The following is an 18,945-nucleotide window of genomic DNA, read 5'->3' on the forward strand; positions in this document are numbered from 1 at the left end:
TTAATTCCTTTCACTCAAGGTGACCCGTATGGCAGGTAAAACACTACTTACCGTGAAAAATGAACCATAAATAACGATTAAATCACCCTCGTTTAATTGTTCACAGGCAGCCTGATAGGCAGCCAATGGCGTATTATGACAGAAAACATTATAAATTTCATTGGTGGCAAAAGCCAGTTCAAGTTGTTTTACAGTTGATGCACGTTGATTTTGTAATTGTGCGGCATACCAGGCATTGACCAGTGGTTTCAGAGGAGCAATGAGTGCAGGAATATTTTTGTCGCTCAAGGCGGAAAAAACCGCATGAATCGTTCTGCCCGGAAACGTTTTTGCAATATATTTGGCCAGATTTTCTGCTGCCTGAGCATTATGGGCTACATCAAGCAACACGGAATGCGGCATATTATCGATAAGTTGCAATCGCCCTGGCAATTTCGCCATAGACAAGCCCTCTCTGAGTTGCCCGGGCGCTACTGGCAAATCATGGTGCAGAATTTTTGCAGCCATTATCGCAGCGCCTACGGCATTCCCATGCAGACTCGGAGAATCAAGCTCCGTGATGCTCTGCCCGAAGATCAACTCAAATTGGCCGGATCGGTCTTGATATTGGTAATGCTCCCCATTGATAAACGTCAGACATTTCAACTGCCGAGCCTTTTCCATGACACTCGCCGGTGGATTTTTATCAGCGTAAATGAATGGTTTCCCCGGCCTTAAAATTCCAGCCTTTTCATGGCCTATCTGGTCCAGCGTATGTCCCAGATAGTTTTGATGATCAAAATCAATGGTAGTAATAATAGCCAAATCATTATCAATGATGTTGGTCGCGTCAAGTCGCCCGCCCAGTCCAACCTCCAGAATGATGACATCCAGGGGATAATGGTTAAAATGGTACAGCGCCGCGAGCGTCGCCACTTCAAAATAGGTCAGGTGAACATCCGCCCTTGCTTCCTCAATGACGGAAAACGCCTCAACCAGCGCATGATCGCTTACCGGAACGCCATTAACAGTAATGCGTTCGTTAAAAATCTCCAGATGGGGTGACGTGTATGTGCCAACCTGGTAGCCGGCACAGAGATACATGTACTGGAGAGCCGCTACGGTTGAGCCTTTGCCGTTGGTACCTGCAACGGTTATAATCCTGGCTTCGGGCTGAAGCAGCGAGAGCCGCCTGGCGACCGCAGTAATTCGGGACAACCCTAACTGTATTTCCTCTTTATGCCTGATCTCCAGCTCATGCAACCAGACTTCAAGCGGCCAGTTTCGATACTCCCGGCGACATGATTCAATTTGGTGAGACACGATTTGACAATTTCGCAATTAATTCTGCAAGTGTCCCACGCAGATGTTTCCGTTCAACAATCATATCGATATGACCATGCTCCAATAAAAACTCACTACGCTGAAAACCTTCAGGCAGAGTCTGACGTACGGTTTGTTCGATAACTCTTGGGCCGGCAAAGCCAATCAGGGCATTGGGTTCGGCGATAATAATGTCGCCGAGACTTGCGAAGCTTGCGGAAACCCCTCCCATAGTGGGATCGGTCAACACCACAATAAACGGCAATCCCGTTTCGGAAAATTTCGCAAGGGCCGCTGATGTCTTAGCCATTTGCATTAAGGAAAACAACCCTTCCTGCATACGGGCGCCGCCGCTGGCGGTAAAACAGATATAGGGTCTCTTTTCGGAGGTTGCCACGTTCACCGCCCTGACAAATTTATCTCCTACGGTTGCTCCCATGGAACCGCCCATAAAACTAAATTCAAAGGCGCTTATCACGACCGGTTGTTTTTTTAAAGTTCCTTTAACCACGATGAGCGCTTCTTTCTCACCGGTGGCTTTTTGTGCCTGACTGATTCTGTCTTTGTATTTTTTGGAATCCTTGAATTTTAATCTATCCACAGGTTCCAGATTTTCAGCAATTTCTTCCTGATTGTCCTCATCAAGAATCTGGGCAAGTCTGGCTCGCGCACTTAAACGATGATGATGATTGCAATTGGTGCAAACAGAAAAATTTTTCTCCAGCTCGGAGCGATATAAAACCGAATTACACCCCTGACATTTTACCCACAACCCCTCGGGAACGCCCTTCTTTTGGGACGATTCGGTTCTGACTTTCGATGGTAGTAATTTTTTAAGCCAACTCATAAACGAAAATCCATGATGGTTTTAACGAGGCATAGTATAACCTGAAAATAACGGAAGGGCTTCCTTTATCTTTCACAGAAATAAACAAATTAATCTCGATTTGTAACTATAAAATGAAGTCTCAACCGTTTCAGGTCTGATCGTGCAATTCTGGTAGCCCGCAAGGGGGCCTGCGACCGTATTGCGACTTTTATGTCCCAATATGGTACCAGGAAAACAGGAGAACGCCCAGGTTTTCCCGCATTACAGCGAAGCCTTCATGACGCGCTACAGGAAGCGATAATTTATTGCTGAACAAATGTCTCCTTGCTTTCACCCAGAAAAAATTCTTAGAACAAAACCTTTATTTTTTCAAGAAAAAAGCAGTAAAAACTAAAGTTTTTTTCTCCGCCTCCGATAACTGCAATGGGTGCGGTGAATTCAATAACAATAACAGAATTTACCGATAATAAAGCAGATCCCGCTTCCAGGGATTCAGGTGAGGAGTCAATTATGCCACAAACAATAAATACCAATGTGATGTCGCTTAATGCCCAGCGCAACTTAAACGGCTCACAAAAAATGATGCAAACCGCGATACAGCGTTTGTCTTCCGGTTTGAGAATTAACGGCGCGAAAGACGATGCCGCGGGTCTGGCCATCTCCGAGCGTATGACGGCACAAATCAGAGGTATGAATCAGGCGGTTCGTAACGCGAATGATGGTATATCTCTGACGCAAACTGCGGAAGGTGCCATGCAGGAAACAACCAACATTCTGCAACGGATGCGCGAGCTGTCCCTGCAGGCTGCAAACTCAACGAACAACAATGGGGATCGCCAGGCTATTCAGGAAGAGATTACCCAGTTGCAGGATGAAATTGATCGTATCGCCGGCAATACCCAATTCAACGGTCAGAACATTCTGGACGGTTCTTTCTCCGGAGCGAGCTTTCAGGTTGGAGCCAACGCAAATCAAACTATTGATTTCGCCATTAACAGTGTGAAGGGTTCCGCAATCGGTAACATTGCCACGGAAACCGGTACGGAAGTGACCGCAGCCGCTGCAACAGACATCACCATAGCCCTTGGTGGCGCCAGTGCGGTTTCCATTACATCCAGTGCCAGCTTTACCGGTAACGCCCAGCAAGATGCGACTTCCGCCTACGCCAAGGCCGCCGCTATCAATGACGCCGGCATAACCGGCCTGTCGGTCACTGCCTCCACATCCGGTACGCAAACGGTTGGTCCTATCGGTGGTACCGCGGGTGATACCTATACGCTGACCATCAATGGTGTTGGTGTGTTTTCCGGCGCTGATGTGGCTACCGCCCTAACCAATACGCAATTACGTGACGCTATCAACCTGGTCAGTAATCAAACCGGTGTTATCGCAAGTTTGAATGGCGGCGATATGACCTTGACTGCCAGTGATGGCCGTAACATTGATGTGGCGGAAAGTGGAACAGGCTTCACGGCCGGTACCGATGGTCTTACCGTAACAGGCGGTGATTTTGATGGTGTATTACGCGGTAATCTGACAATCAGCGCCACAGAATCTATCGCTATCGGCGGTACCGTAGCAACCGTCGGTTTGTCTGCCACGATTGCCAAAGATACACAAGGGGTTGATACCATCGATGTCAGCACCGCCGCAGGCGCGCAAGCGGCTATTTTGCGACTGGACGCCGCACTAAGTTCAGTCAACTCCAGCCGCGCCGCAATGGGTGCTATACAAAACCGCTTCGAGTCTACTATTTCCAACCTGCAAAACGTGGGAGAAAACCTCTCTGCCGCGCGTAGCCGGATACGGGATGCGGATTTTGCTGCGGAAACGGCAGATTTAACCAAGGCTCAGATTCTGCAACAAGCTGGAACAGCGATGTTAGCCCAGGCAAACAGCTTGCCGCAGTCTGTACTGTCTCTCCTTGGTAGATAACACTATAAAAACCATGCGGGGTAACCCGCATGGTTTGTTGCATATGCCCACGCTTTATTTTTTATTTTCCGGAGGGCATAAGGAGTAAAGATAATGAATATCGAAGGAACAAAAAATATCCGATCCACATCGGTAGAACCCGCAAACAAACTATCGGGCGACAATGCGGAGCAAGTCAATAACATCACTCCGAAAGCGTCGGCTGAACCCAACACGGAAGCCAGTATCGCCTTTGATAAAATAACCGGACTGTTGCAATCCGTAGTGACCGATAAATTATCGCAGGATGTGATTCGTAAAATGCCTCCTGACGAATATTTAAAGCTGCTATCCCTACTGGATGAAATGATAAGCGGCACCATAGATAATCGGGTATGAGTTTTGCATGTCAGTACGTTTTCTGTAAACGCCGTATTTTAATAACAGCCATTTTAAGGAAAAGCACATGCCAGGTATCTCATCTCCAGGTGTCGGTTCAGGGTTAGACATACAATCTATCGTAGACGCGCTGGTTACCGCTGAAACCGCTCCGGCAAAAAACCGCCTTGACAGACTGGAGTCCAGTATTTCCACCGAACTGTCCGCAATTGGTCTGGTAAACAGTGCGCTGGCAAAACTGCAATCAGCCATGGAAAAACTGACGGATATTAATAAATTCTATACTTATAAGGCAACAGTCAGTGATCCCAACGCGTTTTCAGCAACCGCGGGAGAAGGTGCCTCAGCAGGCAATTATCAGATCGATGTTCGCCAGCTCGCAACAAAACAAAACCTTGCTTCAAACGCGTTCGGTTCGTCAAGTGATACCGTGGGTCAAGGCAGTATCACTATTGATTTCGGTTCCTATAACGGGGATTTTTCCGTGTTTACACAAAATCCGGATAAAGAATCCGTTACCATTAATATAGGACCCGGGCAAGATAGTCTGCTTGCGATAAGAGACGCTATTAACAATAGCGATTCCGGCGTACAGGCATCGATTGTTCAGGATAGTCAGGGAGCCAGACTGACTTTGTCCAGTCCTGAAACAGGTAAAAATTTTGCCATGAAAATTACCGTTGATGATAACGACGCCAATGATTCAGACTCCGCAGGCTTATCCGCCCTGGCTTATGATCCCACCGGGGGTATTAATAATCTGCAACAAACCGTAGCAGCCTCGGACAGTGAAATAAAAATTAACGGATTAACCCTGACGGAAAGCGGCAATCAATATAAAAATGCTATTGAAGGCGTAACGATTGATTTAAAAAAAGCTGATCCCGATACTATTGTTAATCTTTCAATCGAGAACAACCAGGCACAGTTAACCGGCCAGATCAATGATTTTATTAAACAATATAACGATACCATGGCCACCCTCAACAGCCTGACCGGATATAATAAAGACACCAAACAGGGAGGTATCCTGCAAAGTGACAGTGGTATCAGAAACCTGAAATTCAGCCTTAGCCAACTCATCAGCCAACCTGCATCCGACAGTGCGTCTCCACTAAAGAGTCTGGCGGATATCGGGATTAAAACCAACTCACAGGGCTTGTTAACCCTGGACAATGATAAATTAACCAAGGCCATCGATGAGCATTACAACGATATTGGCGCACTGTTTGCCAAAACCGCAACGGCTTCAGACAGCAACGTACGCATTAATACCGTTGGTTCGGATGTCAAAGCGGGTACTTATAGTCTTGTGGTAGACAGTTTTATACCCGGCGACACGTTGACCGGCTCCATCGGAGGCATTATTGCCACTTCCACGGATGGTCTTACGCTTAAAGGCAGCGGAGAATTTAAAAATCTGTCGGTGGACATATTGGGCGGGGGCACCGGCGCCCGAGGTAATATTGTTGTAAGAGACGGGCTGGCGACCAGGTTCAACGACATTCTCACCAGCTATCTGGGCGACCAGGGTGAGTTGACCGCTCGCAGCAAAAGTTTGAATGAACAAATCACGGATGTTTCCGAACAGCGCCTGCAATTACAAAGCCGTTCAGAGAGCCTCGAACGTCGTTTTTCCAATCAATTTACCAAACTCGATGCCCTACTCGCTTCCATGCAAACCATCAGTGAGTTTTTAACGACACAGCTTTCCAGCTTACAAAATTATAACAGGCAATCCTAACTAAAGAGACAAGGCTATGAAAAATCCCTATCAGCAAGCCGTACAACAATATAAATCCATAGAGTTACAGACCCGGATTGAATCGGCCTCGCCTCATCAGTTAATTGATTTGCTTTTGCAAGGCGCCCGATCCCACATTGCCAGCGCCCAGGGTAATATTCAGCGCAAGCAAATCAGTGAGAAAGGCGAGCATATCGGGAAAGCCATCAGTATTATCGAAGGCTTGAGAACAAGCCTCAATCATGAACAAGGTGGCGAAATAGCAAGTAATCTGGATAAATTATACGAATACATACAGCATCTGTTGCTAAAGGCAAACCTCGATAACGATATCGATTTGCTCAGTCAGGCGAATTTACTGCTTGCCGATATTCATCAGGCCTGGCAGGAGATGAAAACAGATGACCATTAATCCGGTTTCGTGAACCCAAAAACGTATTTTTTTAACTCATGATGTTAAGTTTTATTTCTGTTTGCCGCTAGATTGGATATCAATAACTATAATTGAGGTGATCATGAGTAGATTACCTATATTAATGACAGGTCTCTTGCTTCTCCTGGTCAATCAAGCCTGGAGCGCCCAGCAACGTTATGGCGAAACGCTATGCAATAATCCCGATTATTTTTGCATTAAAATCAAGCGAGGAGAAACATGGAGCAAACTGTTTCCCAATCCGGAGGAAAATGACATTGTCAGACGAATCAATCGCATGAATATTCGCCTGAAATCCGGAATGATCATAGCAATTCCTAAAAACATCGACCGATTAACCATCTACGATGTTTCGCCTTTTCCACGATATATTGAATCAAACGGCGAAAAAACCATCTATGTGAGCCAAAGAAAATTAGCCTGGGCCGCCTACGATGAGGATGGTGAGTTACTATGGTGGGGGCCTATATCGTCAGGAAAAGATCACTGCAGAAGCAATGGCGGATGTAACACGCCCACAGGTTCCTATCGCGTCATTCGCAAACAGGATATCGATTGCGTCTCAACGGCTTTTCCCAGACGGGCCAATGGTGAACACGGGGGGGCCGAAATGCCTTTTTGTATGCATTTCTACCGTGGATACGCCTTGCATGGCAGTGAGGAAGTACCGGGATACCGGGCCAGTCATGGTTGTGTCAGAATGTTTACGGAAGATGCGCGCTGGCTCAATGAAGAGTTTGTGGACGTCCCGGGAGGCGGGTTAAGAGGCACAAGAGTTGTCATCGATAATATTCAATAACGTCGGGCTCAAATTATCCACATTTTCGCTTTGCAAAAAAATTGGTGTGCAGAGCCCGGGGTCTACCCTATTTTAAGTAAGAAAAAGAACCATCGACACCAATCGCCGCTAATTGCCGTTTCAGATTATCAGTCATGGTCTTATCCGCAAAGGGACCAACCCGTACCAGATACCGCTGTTGCTCTTTCTCGATGAGCACCGGTGAAGATGTCAGTTTCATCAGCTTATCCCGCAACAGACTGGCTAACTCCCGAGAATTAAAAGCGCCGGCCTGTATGTAATAACGGGCTAATTGTTTTTTACCGGGTATATCGATGGTTAGCGCTTCGATTTCCACAGGCGCGGTTCCTCTGGGCAACAATCCCAGCTTGCTCGCCGCAGCATAGGATAAATCAATGACTCGATCAGCATGAAACGGACCACGGTCATTCACTTTCACAACCGTTTCACGGCCATTGCTCAGATTTCTAACCCGTACATACGACGGCAAAGGCAATGTTTTATGCGCCGCCGTCATGGCATACATGTCATATTCATCACCGCTGGACGTTCGCTTTTTATGAAACTTGGTACCATACCACGACGCAATGCCTTTGGTCTTGTAACCGGTTGCCGAACGCATAACCTGATATTTTTTACCATCAACGGCATAGGATTCCGGATTACCATAACGACTTAATGGTTCGTATTTGGGCTCTACCGTTTTAAATGAAGTGGGGACAGGCCCTACAGGAGCACCGTCTTTAACATCGGTATTACCCCTGTTTCCGGGAGACTTCCAACGAGAGTGATAAGTGGCATAACCATCATGTACACGCTCCCTGGCTGCCTCATTTTCGGAGCAGCCGGTCAGCGCGAACATCAGCAAGAGATATACGAAACGCATTATGATATCCGATATTTATTATCCAGAGTCTCAATCTGTGTCAGTTGTTTTTTGCAACCGCAAGATGAAAACCCGACAAGCCCTAATATATACAATGCCCGGTTTGATTAAAATACCTCACAGATATTTGGATGAGTGATTCAAGCATGGTAAGATGATGCCATTTTGAAAGCAAAAGTAGATTAATCATGACGATAGCTCGAATCTTTTTCAAGGTAATGATACTGATTGCATTAAGTATTCACTCACCTGCTTATGCCGAATCCCTGTTAACCAATGGCGCTTCCCGCGCAGCATCAATAAATAACAAACCTCTGGTTACACCGTCACCGCCCTCTCTCAACGCCAAAGCCTTTATCCTCATCGATGTGGACAGCGGTAAAATTATCGCCGAAAAAGACAGCGATAAAAAACTGGCTCCCGCCAGCCTGACAAAAATGATGACGTTATATGTCATATCAAACGCTCTGCATAACAACCAGATCCATTTGACCGACCAGGTCAGGATTAGCCGACAAGCCTGGAAAACAGGTGGCTCGCGCATGTTTGTCAAGGAAGGACAGGATGTGAGCGTTCAGGATTTACTTAAAGGCATCATTGTGGATTCAGGCAACGACGCCTGTGTCGCTATGGCTGAGCATCTTGGGGGAAGCGAAGCCGGATTTGCCGATATTATGAATCAGCAGGCACAAAGTTTGGGTATGGAAAACAGCCATTTTACGGACAGCACCGGTCTTCCGGATCCGAATCTCTACACCACAGCGAAAGATCTGGCTATTCTGGGAAGTGCGCTGGTCAAGGATTTTCCTCAATATTATCATTGGTACAAACAAAAATGGTTTACATTCAACGGGATCCGTCAACCCAACCGTAATCGATTATTATGGCGAAATAGTCAGGTAGACGGGATAAAAACGGGGCATACCTCGGATGCGGGATACTGTCTGGTTTCTTCCGCCAAACGTGATGACATGCGTTTGCTTGCGGTTGTTCTTGGTTCACCCAGCGAATCGGCGCGGGCTGATGACAGCGAACGATTACTGAATTACGGCTTCCGCTTCTTTGAAACGCACGAACTCTATAAAGCGGGCAAAGCCATTACTGAAATGTCTGTCTACAAGGGCCAGACTAATAAAATAGGCGTAGGAGTCATTCGGGATCAATATATCACCATCCCAAGCGGCCAATATCAGCGCCTGAGCGTTAATACCAAAATACCCAAAAACCTGATTGCGCCGATCCGGAAAGGGGATAAAATCGGCGAACTTGTTATTCAATTTGACAACAATATCATTGCCACCCACCCGCTTTATGCCCTGGATACAGTGGAAAAAGGCGGTTTTTTCAAACGTACGAAAGACTCCTTGCGATTGACGGTAAAACGCTGGTTTGGTTCCTAGGCAAGATTAATCATGGACATGATTTATATCAATGGTCATTTTTATAAGTCCGGGGATGCCCGCATATCCGTGTTTGATCGTGGTTTGCTATTCGGAGATTCCGTTTATGAAGTCATCCCCGTCTACCATGGCCAGCCATTTTTAGTTGCCAGACATTTACATCGTCTGGAAAGCAGTTTGAAAAAAGCCGGGATTCCTGATCCGGACGTGGACTGGCCCGGATTATTTGCCGAACTGATTGCGCAAAACGATAGTGACGGTGATATACAAATATATTTACAAATTACCCGTGGTAACCAGGGTATACGAAAACACGACATTACCGCCGGTCTGGAGCCTACGGTTATCGCTTTTTTACTGCATAACCGTTACCCGACCCTCCCGGAAAAACATCAGGGCATCAGTGCCTGCATCGTGGAAGACATACGCTGGCAGCGTTGTGACATTAAAACCACGTCCATGTTAGGTCATGTACTGGTTAATGATGAAGCCGTCTCTCAAGGGGCAAACACGGCGATTTTGTCACGCAATGATTTTATAACCGAGGGAAGTTCCAGCAACGTGTTTCTTGTTGACTCCTCAGGATTGATTAAAACACCGCCCCTGGGAACATTTTGCCTGCCTGGAATCACCCGGGAAATTACCATTGAACTGATCCAATCCCTACGCTTGCCATTTAGCGAGGAAGCAATACCTGTCGACGCCCTGCTTGCCGCCAGAGAGGTATGGATTACCAGCACAACCAAGGAAATTTGCCCCGTAACCCGCATCAATCATCAAATCATAGGAGAGGGAACAGGCGGATCGGTCTGGCAACATCTTAATAATCATTATCAACAACTGGTTTTTGACCTATCATGACTGAAAAACAAACGTATATTGAATTCCCCTGCCATTTTCCCATAAAAATAATTGGAACCAATACCGTTCAATTCAAAGTTGAAATTACGACTATTATCAACAAGCATTTTCCGGCGACAAAAGAGGATGCCATCGCCTGCAAGGATAGTCAAAATGGCAACTATCTTTCCATCACCGCTACGGTCTATGTCGTCGATAAACCATCACTGGACGCGCTTTATCACGAGTTAACTCAACATCCCGCCACCAAAATGGTGCTCTGATGATTACGATAAAACATTTAGGACAACAACCGTATCAATCCGTGTGGGATGACATGAAGCGGTATACCATGCAAAGAGACCCGCTTTCAAAAGATGAGTTATGGTTACTCGAACACCCGCCCGTCTACACCCAGGGACAAGCCGGTAAACCGGAACACCTGTTAAATCCGAACGCCATTCCGGTTATTCAATCGGACAGGGGAGGACAAATCACTTACCATGGTCCCGGACAACTCGTCGCTTATCTCTTACTGGACATTCGGCGTAGAAACATGGGGATCCGAACCCTGGTCGGCCTTCTCGAAGCCATTTTAATAAACCTGTTACGGGAGTACCATATTACCGCCACTACTCGCTGTGGTGCTCCGGGCGTATACGTGCAGGACAAAAAAATCGCATCTATAGGCTTGCGTGTAAAAAACGGTTGCACCTATCATGGAATAGCACTTAATGTGGATATGGATTTGTTGCCATTCCATGATATTAATCCATGCGGATTTGCCAAACTGGAAATGACGCAGATCAGCGACTATGTCGACAACCCCACGGTTTGCGAAGTATCGCGGAGGATTGAAAAATATTTCCTAGAACATTTTAACACATAACAGATCATGCATTTATTTTCCGACTATATTCAACCGGTTACTCTTTGGCTCCATACTCATCCGCATTGGGCATTATTTTTAACATTTATTATTGCCTATACCGAGTCACTGGCCATAGTCGGAAGCATTATCCCCGGCTCGGTAACGATGACTGCCATTGGAATCCTGGCCGGCTCCGGCGTTATGCGAATTGATTTGACTCTGATTGCCTCCACACTGGGCGCGATAGCGGGCGACAGCACCAGTTATATGATTGGATATATGTTCAGCGACAGAATGGTTAATATCTGGCCATTTAGCCGTTATCCTCACTGGTTACGTTATGGTAAGGAATTTTTCGCCAAACATGGCGGGAAAAGTGTTCTTATTGGCCGCTTCGTTGGCCCTTTGCGTTCTATTATTCCAGTAATAGCCGGCATGATGCATATGAAACATCTCCATTTTTATTTTGCCAACGTCGTGTCCGCTATTGCCTGGTCATTTCTATATGTACTACCCGGCTTCCTGATTGGAGCGGCCAGTAATGAATTATCCCCTGAAACTGCCACACGCCTGTTCGTTCTAGTATTGATTATTCTTGGAGCAGTCTGGTTAGCCACCCTTGTCGTCAAATGGCTGCTTCTTAAATTAAACGCCTTTTTACGAACCCATCTTCATGATTTCTGGTTTTGGTCTAGCAAACACCCACACTTGTCAAAATGGTTCACCGCAATCACCCCTCGCAATGAAACCAGTCACTACGCTACCGCCGGCTTGTTATTATCATTTTTATTATGCCTGTCCGGATTTCTGGTCATCACCCTGTTGACCATTTCGCATTCGTTCATTGCCGATAATGTTAATCTTCCCATTCATTTTGTTTTACAAAGTATAAGAACGGATGCTTTCGATGCCTTTTTTGCCGCGGTTTCCCTGTTTTGCAGCCCCATTATCCTTGTTCTGTTAAATATCATTGTTATTTCTCTTGCCCTGTATCACAGGGATTGGCGCACACTGTATTTCTGGTGCGGCTTAATGGCAAGCTGTACCCTGATGCTGGTTGCCACTCACTGGTTGATTACCAGTCCAAGACCAACAGATATACTGAATATCAAACCTGGCAATTCGTATCCGGCCATCACACTGACTTATGCGACGTCTATTTTCACAGCCATCCTGTTTTATTTTAATAGTCACCCCGCTACCCGATTCAAAATACTAATTAATCTGTTTTTTCTCATATCTCTTGTTCTGGCAGGCTTTGCAGCAGTATACCTGGGTGAATATTGGTTAAGTGATGTCCTGGGCGCCTACCTGGCCGGCTTGAGTATCTGCCTGATTTTTTGGCTATTCTACCGTCGTGATCAAGCAGAGAAAATTGTTCCCGCCAGTCTTGTAATTGTTTTTGCTACCACGTTTTTCGCAGCCGGGCTGATAAGCAATTTTTTAAATTTTAACCAGGTTGTTCGCAGTCACCAACCCTATTTCGCTCAATACGTATTCACTGATCAACTATGGTGGAACCAAAAAAAACCTTTATTACCAATATACAGGGTCAACCGTTTTGGACGCCCAATCAGTCTGTTTAATATCCAGTACGCAGGTTCCATTAGCAGACTGGAATCATCATTACGCGCATTCGGCTGGTATAAACAAAATCAATCTTTCTATGAATCCATTCTCGGTCGCTTAAGCGGGCGCCCCGACTATCAGGGATTGCCATTAATGGCTCAACTATATTTGAACAGAAAACCTGTTCTGGTCATGACTTACGAGCTTGAAAATGGTTCAACCCGATTGATTTTACGGCTTTGGCGCTCCAATTATCATTTAAAACATTATCGCCAACCGGTCTGGATTGGCAGCGTACATTCCGGAACGCCCGGCAATATTGAACAACATCTCGTAAAACAGCAACATACCGCTAAAAAAGAAACACACTCCTCGCTTTTTTACGTACGAATGGCGCTGTCAGAATTTATGCTGCGTGAATTAAAACTACCTGTTCATGACATCGGGAAAATACCTCTTAATGTCGAGCCGACATTATTATTAATCAAGGAAATTCCAGGAAAGGAATTAATGAATGTCTCCGCGGTATCTCCCAGAGACCACTAGGTTCCGTGAACAAAAATTTTCTTCGCACCATTTTTTGCGAAAAAACAGTAGCCCGTAAGGAGGCCTGCGGCCGTATTGCGGGTTTGATGTGCACCTTATGAACGTTTTCCCGCATTACGGCTTCGCCTTCATGACGGGCTACAAGACATTATTATTTGTTGCGCAACAATAGTTGCCTTGTTTTCGATCGGAAAAAATTTGTTCACAGAGCCTAGGTTCGGTGTAACTGACCCATCTAAAAATTTTATTTGCAGGACTTTTTAAACATAGCCGGTAGCCCATAAAGAGGCCTGCGTCTGTATTGCGGGTTTCATGATCCAATATTGCAGCAGGGAAACAGGTGAGCGCCTCAGTGAACGTTGTCCCGCATTTCGGCTTCGCCTTCATGACAGGCTACAGGCAACTATTTTTCATTCGGTAATAAATTTTGTTCACAGAACCTGAGACAATACCGCTTCTCTCAGATAAACTAATTGAAAATATCAATCTCAATAGGGATAAGAATGTACTACTACATCAATTATCTTCAAATTATCTTCCCGGTTCTTACAGTACTTTTGCTGGTTGCCGGCCTTTTTTCACGTCGTAAAAATTTGATATTAGCCGCGTTGTGGATCAGCCTGATAGTTATTATATTTCAGTACCAGATAGCCAACGGTGAAATTCTGGGCAGTTATTTTAACTATGGCCAGGCAACCATTTATTCCATTAATCTGGCAGTATTGCTCACCTCCCTTCTTTACATAATCCTGACGCTGGAAGCGGATACTATTAGCAGGAGTTCCCGCTTTATAATCGGGTTATTCTCTGCAACACTTGTAACCGGTGGCTTTTTATTATTATTCAATATTTGGTTCAATGCTCATTTTCTGGCAGACAAAAAGCCTGATACGCCCTTATTACAGGTTGCAACATTTCAAAAGCTTGATTATTGCAACTACAAATATGTCTTCTACAAGATCAATAACCAGGGAAAAATTTATTATATGTGCCCTAACCGTTATGGCTTATTACCTTCACAGGGTCTTATGGAAAAAGCGCCGCTCTATGTCATTAAACAGTTGCCGTCATCCGGTAAACGGAAAGCGGCGAATACGAATAATAAATCCTGAAGCCTGGAGAAAAAAACGCTTTTGTAGATAATTTGTACTACTGTATATTTTTTGATAACATGGTGAAAATTTTTATTTTATGGGTTCTATGCGTACTATTTGCCTTGCCGTTTTCTCTTTAATCTGTTGCCTGTCTTACGGGATGGCACCGAAGTTAAATTGGAATAAAGCAGTTGACAATGCCATTATCCGTTACGGACTCCGTACTGAACCGGAGCTTGTACGAATGTTTGACAAGGCAAAGGTGGCCTATCCACCAAAGGAAGTGGCTTTATTGGCCTTTAAAAAAGAACGATATATTGAAATGTGGGCTAAAGACAATAATCAACCATGGCGACTTGTTCACAAATATCCTCTGACGGCGTTTAGTGGACGTCTGGGACCTAAATTAAAGGAAAGAGACGGCCAAATCCCCGAAGGGATCTACCGGTTGGTTAATTTTAATCCTTTTAGTTCCATGCACTTATCCATGATGATCGATTACCCTAACAACTTCGACAAGTTGCAAGCCAGTAAAGACGGACGGCGCAGATTGGGAAATAATATATTCATTCATGGCAAATCGTTATCCGTAGGTTGTCTGGCCGTCGGTAATCACGCTATTGATCAACTTTTTTTACTGTCCAGACGAGTCGGACTTAATAACATTAAATTAATTATCGCGCCTAATGATTTACGCAAGGAAAAACCGGCAACCACTAATTTTGCCCAACCACGCTGGTTGCCCGAATTATACAAGCAAATTGAAACGGCTCTTCGACCGTTTCCCGTAAAAAAACGCGTCGTCTAAATGATCTCCAATCAGCTTTGTTGTAATGCCGTACTTTATCCCCCGCCTCGCGTTGGATGACATCAACTTGAAGTAATCGAACAAAAACAGGATTTTCATCCGCGCTTATTGCCTTACTCTGAGAAATAAGAACTATACTGTTATTAAACAATAACATAAAACGAGTTATGTCCAACTTCAAAAATCAATCCTGGTCTACTATTGATTTGACTACCTTGCCGCAGCATGATTCCCTGCTGGCATGCCTGGTTCTTATGACCCGATATTACCGTAATCCGTTTTCACCCAAAGCATTGTCAGCCCGATTGCCCTTGCACGCAAACAAATTAACACCAGAATTAGTATCTCGTGCCGCCGCACGAGCCTCTTTACATACGGAAATAAAAGAAATACCGGCGGATCAAATTAGCGACCAGGATCTTCCTGTTATTTTATTACTCAAAAACAAGGAAGCCTGTCTGCTCATACAGGATAAGGACGGCTCGCGAAAAATCATTAATCCATTATCCTCTGACACTCTGTCAGAATGGATATCCATTGAAAAGGAATACAGCGGACAAAGTATATACCTGAAGCCGGAATACCAGTTCACAACCCGATCCGAGGAAACGCTGAATCAACCGCCTAAAAACTGGTTTTGGAAAGTTATTTTCAACGCCTGGCCTACTTATTCCGAAGTTCTGGTTGCCTCGCTTCTCGTTAATCTCTTCGCTTTGGTTATACCATTATTCACCATGAATGTTTACGACCGTGTCGTTCCCAATCATGCTATCAGCACGATGTGGGTTCTTGCCAGTGGCGTCGCTTTGGTGTTTTTCTTCGATCTCGTACTGAAAACTCTCAGGGCGTATTTTATCGATATTGCCAGTAAGCATTGTGATAAGGAATTATCCGCTTCCATTTTTCAACAGATCCTCGGCATTAACATGATTCAACGACCAAAATCAGTTGGCGCCCTGGCTAATACTGTTCAATCTTTTGAAGTATTTCGCGATTTTATAACGTCGAGCACCATAACCGTGTTGATTGACTTGCCTTTTTCACTTATTTTTATTTTTGTTATTTATTTGATTGCAGGAAACTTATTCTGGATCCCTCTGGCAATCATCCCTGTAATTTTCGTAATCGGGTTTATTTTACAACTGCCATTAATAAAATTAACAAGACAATCGTATCAGTTCGCAGCTGAAAAACAGGCTACTCTTTATGAATCATTGTCTAATATAGAAACAATTAAAACAACTGGTGCGGAATCCGGCTTGCAATCACGTTGGGAGCAATTGATTGATTTGGCTGCAAAAAATGGGATTAAACTACGGATGATTGCCAATTCAAGCATTCATTTAAGTGTTTTTGCCCAACAAGCAGGAACAATATTTACCATTATCGCAGGTGTGTATTTAATCAGTTCCGGGGACATCACCATGGGTGCTTTGATAGCCAGTACGATATTGACAGGACGGGCATTAGCCCCTATGACTCAGGTCGCCTCACTGTTTACCAGATATTACCAATCCGTCAATGCCTTAAAATCTCTCAATCGAGTTATGCAATTACCTTTGGATGTTAATGAAGAAAATCATTTTTTGCACAGACCCGCCCTGAAAGGCAATGTTGAATTTCAACACGTTTCGTTTTCATACGATGACAAACAGGTACAGGTTCTCAAAAACATTAATTTTAAAATGCACCCCGGTGAGCGAGTAGCGATTATCGGACGTATCGGCTCGGGGAAATCCACTCTTGCCCGCCTGCTTCTTAAATTGTTCTTGCCCACGGAGGGAACAATCCTGCTGGATGGCACGGATTATCGCCAGATTAACCCCGACGATCTGCGTCAACAGATTGGCTATGTACCTCAGGATGTATCGCTTTTTTATGGCAGCGTCCGGGAAAATATTTCCATCGGGGCACCTTTTATTGATGACGCGTCGTTGATTAAAGCGGCCAATATTGCAGGTATCGGTGCATTTACCAACAAACACCCGGATGGTTTTGACCGGCAGGTGGGTGAAAGAGGCGGTGAATTATCGGGAGGACAAAGGCAGGCTGTGGCTATAGCCAGGGCATTATTACGCAATCCTCAACTTCTGATACTTGACGAACCAACTTCATCCATGGATGACAACAGTGAAAAGCGGTTCAAGCAACAATTAACCAAACACTTAACCGATCAACACACACTCATCCTGATTACACATAAGATCTCCATGCTGGAACTTGTCGACAGGATTATTGTATTAGACGACGGCCTGCTTATTGCCGATGGTAAAAAAGACGCTGTGTTGTCAGCATTACGTTCCGGCCTGCCTGTTAAAAAGGAATCGACGTGAAATACAGAGAAAAACCGCGTATATTCGCACACCTCATATTGTGGAGTACCGCCCTTTTTTTAATAATCGCCCTGATTTGGTCTCATTATGCCATATTGGATGAGGTCACCGTCGGTACTGGAAAAGTCATTCCATCCAGTCAAATTCAAATTATCCAGAACCTTGAAGGAGGTATTGTAGAAAAACTGTTTGTAAAGGAAGGAGATATTGTCAAAGCCAATCAAATACTTATGCAAATAGATAACACACGATTCAAGTCCACTTTTGAGGAAAATCAGAAAAAGATTATTTTATTGCAATTGGAAATATTGCGTATAAACGCTCAAATGAAAGATCAACCCTTTCAGATTCCGGAAACGTTATTGCCAGGTAATGAAACGCTCGTTCATGCGGAAGAACAACTTTACCATTCAAAAAAGGAGGAATTAATACAATTGAATAACGCACTGGATCTGGCACAGCAGGAACTTGACTTATCCAGACCGCTTATCAGCAAAGGCGCGGTATCTAAAGTTGAAATATTAAGGCTGCAGCGTACTGTGAACGAAATCAAAGGTAAAATTTCCCAGTTCAAATCAGAGGCGCTGGAAAAACTGAATAAGGCGAAAGGAGAACTGGCGGCATTAATGGAAACACAAATTGCGAATAAAGATAGATTGCATCGTACAACAGTGCGTTCCCCTGTCAAAGGCATTGTAAAACGGATAAAAATTAATACCCTGGGTGGTGTTATCCAGCCCGGTATGGATATTATTGAAATCGTTCCTCTTGATGACACCCTGCTCATTGAAGCAAGGATCAAACCTGCGGATATAGGATTTATCAAACCCGGGCAATCCGCTATGGTTAAAATAACCGCGTACGACTTTTCCATTTATGGCGGAATGAAAGGAAATGTAGAGCAAATCAGCGCGGACACCATCACCGACGACAGCAATGGCAAAGAAGAGACTTATTATATAATCCGGGTACGCACCGAAAAAAACTACCTTGGCACTCCAGCCAGACCGCTCTATATCATTCCGGGTATGTTGGCTACGGTTGATATTCTGACCGGACATAAATCAGTTCTTGACTATCTCCTAAAACCCATCCTCAAAGCCAAACAGACGGCCTTACGCGAACGCTAGTATCTTTACGTGTCAGGGCTGCCAATGTGACAACCTGACACGTATGCG

17 protein-coding genes are annotated in these 18,945 nt (G+C 44.9%); 14 read left to right on the top strand and 3 right to left on the bottom strand.

From position 1 onward, the window contains the following. Both CKW05_RS07930 and accD read right to left on the bottom strand, forming a co-directional pair. A complete protein-coding gene (locus CKW05_RS07930; protein WP_231950414.1) occupies nt 1-1,302 on the bottom strand; it encodes a bifunctional folylpolyglutamate synthase/dihydrofolate synthase in 1,302 nt (433 codons plus the stop codon). Then, nucleotides 1,286-2,149: an acetyl-CoA carboxylase, carboxyltransferase subunit beta gene (gene accD, locus CKW05_RS07935; RefSeq protein ID WP_058483551.1), complete on the bottom strand. Its 864-nt coding sequence runs from the start codon at nt 2,147-2,149 to the stop codon at nt 1,286-1,288. The genes CKW05_RS07930 and accD overlap by 17 nt, the downstream gene beginning before the upstream one ends. Before the next feature lie 492 nt (nt 2,150-2,641). Between accD and CKW05_RS07945 the strand changes: the two genes are divergently transcribed. From CKW05_RS07945 to CKW05_RS07965, 5 genes are all read left to right on the top strand, one after another. Continuing rightward, nucleotides 2,642-4,066 carry a flagellin N-terminal helical domain-containing protein gene (locus tag CKW05_RS07945; RefSeq protein WP_058483552.1) on the top strand — a complete coding sequence of 475 codons (1,425 nt, stop codon included), beginning with the start codon at nt 2,642-2,644 and terminating at the stop codon, nt 4,064-4,066. Nucleotides 4,067-4,159: 93 nt separating this feature from the next. Next, nucleotides 4,160-4,444 carry a flagellar protein FlaG gene (locus CKW05_RS07950; RefSeq protein WP_058483553.1) on the top strand — a complete coding sequence of 95 codons (285 nt, stop codon included), beginning with the start codon at nt 4,160-4,162 and terminating at the stop codon, nt 4,442-4,444. 67 nt (nt 4,445-4,511) lie between these two features. Then, the gene (gene fliD / locus CKW05_RS07955; RefSeq protein ID WP_058483554.1) at nt 4,512-6,188 is read left to right on the top strand and encodes a flagellar filament capping protein FliD; all 1,677 of its coding nucleotides are present in this window, start codon (nt 4,512-4,514) and stop codon (nt 6,186-6,188) included. Between the two features lie 16 nt (nt 6,189-6,204). Further along, nucleotides 6,205-6,600: a flagellar export chaperone FliS gene (gene fliS, locus CKW05_RS07960; RefSeq protein WP_058483555.1), complete on the top strand. Its 396-nt coding sequence runs from the start codon at nt 6,205-6,207 to the stop codon at nt 6,598-6,600. 103 nt (nt 6,601-6,703) lie between these two features. Then, on the top strand, nt 6,704-7,420 hold the full coding sequence (locus tag CKW05_RS07965) for a L,D-transpeptidase (RefSeq protein WP_058483556.1): 717 nt from the start codon (nt 6,704-6,706) through the stop codon (nt 7,418-7,420). A gap of 67 nt (nt 7,421-7,487) precedes the next feature. Here the strand turns inward: CKW05_RS07965 and CKW05_RS07970 are convergent, their stop codons facing one another. Beyond that, on the bottom strand, nt 7,488-8,306 hold the full coding sequence (locus CKW05_RS07970) for a septal ring lytic transglycosylase RlpA family protein (protein WP_058483557.1): 819 nt from the start codon (nt 8,304-8,306) through the stop codon (nt 7,488-7,490). Nucleotides 8,307-8,494: 188 nt separating this feature from the next. Here CKW05_RS07970 and CKW05_RS07975 point away from each other — a divergent pair, with 188 nt between their 5' ends. From CKW05_RS07975 to CKW05_RS08015, 9 genes are all read left to right on the top strand, one after another. Further along, on the top strand, nt 8,495-9,706 hold the full coding sequence (locus tag CKW05_RS07975; protein WP_058483558.1) for a D-alanyl-D-alanine carboxypeptidase family protein: 1,212 nt from the start codon (nt 8,495-8,497) through the stop codon (nt 9,704-9,706). Nucleotides 9,707-9,718: 12 nt separating this feature from the next. Continuing rightward, the gene (locus CKW05_RS07980; protein ID WP_058483559.1) at nt 9,719-10,567 is read left to right on the top strand and encodes an aminotransferase class IV; all 849 of its coding nucleotides are present in this window, start codon (nt 9,719-9,721) and stop codon (nt 10,565-10,567) included. Further along, on the top strand, nt 10,564-10,830 hold the full coding sequence (locus CKW05_RS07985) for an HP0495 family protein (protein ID WP_058483560.1): 267 nt from the start codon (nt 10,564-10,566) through the stop codon (nt 10,828-10,830). Before CKW05_RS07980 ends, CKW05_RS07985 begins: the two co-directional genes overlap by 4 nt. Before the next feature lie 2 nt (nt 10,831-10,832). After that, nucleotides 10,833-11,435: a lipoyl(octanoyl) transferase LipB gene (gene lipB, locus CKW05_RS07990; protein ID WP_058483587.1), complete on the top strand. Its 603-nt coding sequence runs from the start codon at nt 10,833-10,835 to the stop codon at nt 11,433-11,435. A 6-nt stretch (nt 11,436-11,441) separates the two neighbouring features. After that, on the top strand, nt 11,442-13,532 hold the full coding sequence (locus tag CKW05_RS07995) for a VTT domain-containing protein (RefSeq protein ID WP_058483561.1): 2,091 nt from the start codon (nt 11,442-11,444) through the stop codon (nt 13,530-13,532). Nucleotides 13,533-14,035: 503 nt separating this feature from the next. Further along, complete coding sequence (locus CKW05_RS08000) at nt 14,036-14,644, top strand: hypothetical protein (RefSeq protein WP_058484333.1); 609 nt, start codon at nt 14,036-14,038, stop codon at nt 14,642-14,644. An 88-nt stretch (nt 14,645-14,732) separates the two neighbouring features. After that, nucleotides 14,733-15,434, top strand: a complete 702-nt coding sequence (locus CKW05_RS08005) for a L,D-transpeptidase family protein (protein ID WP_095140612.1) — start codon at nt 14,733-14,735, stop codon at nt 15,432-15,434. A gap of 167 nt (nt 15,435-15,601) precedes the next feature. After that, nucleotides 15,602-17,767, top strand: coding sequence for a type I secretion system permease/ATPase (locus CKW05_RS08010; RefSeq protein WP_058484331.1), 2,166 nt, complete (start codon nt 15,602-15,604; stop codon nt 17,765-17,767). Next, a complete protein-coding gene (locus tag CKW05_RS08015; protein WP_058484330.1) occupies nt 17,764-18,897 on the top strand; it encodes an HlyD family type I secretion periplasmic adaptor subunit in 1,134 nt (377 codons plus the stop codon). Before CKW05_RS08010 ends, CKW05_RS08015 begins: the two co-directional genes overlap by 4 nt. Nucleotides 18,898-18,945 lie beyond the last annotated feature (48 nt).

The organism is Legionella spiritensis (assembly GCF_900186965.1).
GTDB classification, from domain to species: Bacteria; Pseudomonadota; Gammaproteobacteria; order Legionellales; family Legionellaceae; genus Legionella_C; species Legionella_C spiritensis.

Excerpts from the sequence above, each read along its gene's own strand:
- fliD (WP_058483554.1), top strand. The coding sequence starts at position 4,512 with ATGCCAGGTATCTCATCTCCAGGTGTCGGTTCAGGGTTAGACATACAA.
- CKW05_RS07950 (WP_058483553.1), top strand. The coding sequence starts at position 4,160 with ATGAATATCGAAGGAACAAAAAATATCCGATCCACATCGGTAGAACCC.
- CKW05_RS07995 (WP_058483561.1), top strand. The coding sequence starts at position 11,442 with ATGCATTTATTTTCCGACTATATTCAACCGGTTACTCTTTGGCTCCAT.
- CKW05_RS08000 (WP_058484333.1), top strand. The coding sequence starts at position 14,036 with ATGTACTACTACATCAATTATCTTCAAATTATCTTCCCGGTTCTTACA.
- CKW05_RS07945 (WP_058483552.1), top strand. The coding sequence starts at position 2,642 with ATGCCACAAACAATAAATACCAATGTGATGTCGCTTAATGCCCAGCGC.
- CKW05_RS07980 (WP_058483559.1), top strand. The coding sequence starts at position 9,719 with ATGGACATGATTTATATCAATGGTCATTTTTATAAGTCCGGGGATGCC.
- CKW05_RS08005 (WP_095140612.1), top strand. The coding sequence starts at position 14,733 with ATGCGTACTATTTGCCTTGCCGTTTTCTCTTTAATCTGTTGCCTGTCT.
- CKW05_RS07965 (WP_058483556.1), top strand. The coding sequence starts at position 6,704 with ATGAGTAGATTACCTATATTAATGACAGGTCTCTTGCTTCTCCTGGTC.
- CKW05_RS08010 (WP_058484331.1), top strand. The coding sequence starts at position 15,602 with ATGTCCAACTTCAAAAATCAATCCTGGTCTACTATTGATTTGACTACC.
- CKW05_RS07985 (WP_058483560.1), top strand. The coding sequence starts at position 10,564 with ATGACTGAAAAACAAACGTATATTGAATTCCCCTGCCATTTTCCCATA.
- fliS (WP_058483555.1), top strand. The coding sequence starts at position 6,205 with ATGAAAAATCCCTATCAGCAAGCCGTACAACAATATAAATCCATAGAG.
- CKW05_RS07975 (WP_058483558.1), top strand. The coding sequence starts at position 8,495 with ATGACGATAGCTCGAATCTTTTTCAAGGTAATGATACTGATTGCATTA.
- accD (WP_058483551.1), bottom strand. The coding sequence starts at position 2,149 with ATGAGTTGGCTTAAAAAATTACTACCATCGAAAGTCAGAACCGAATCG.
- CKW05_RS07970 (WP_058483557.1), bottom strand. The coding sequence starts at position 8,306 with ATGCGTTTCGTATATCTCTTGCTGATGTTCGCGCTGACCGGCTGCTCC.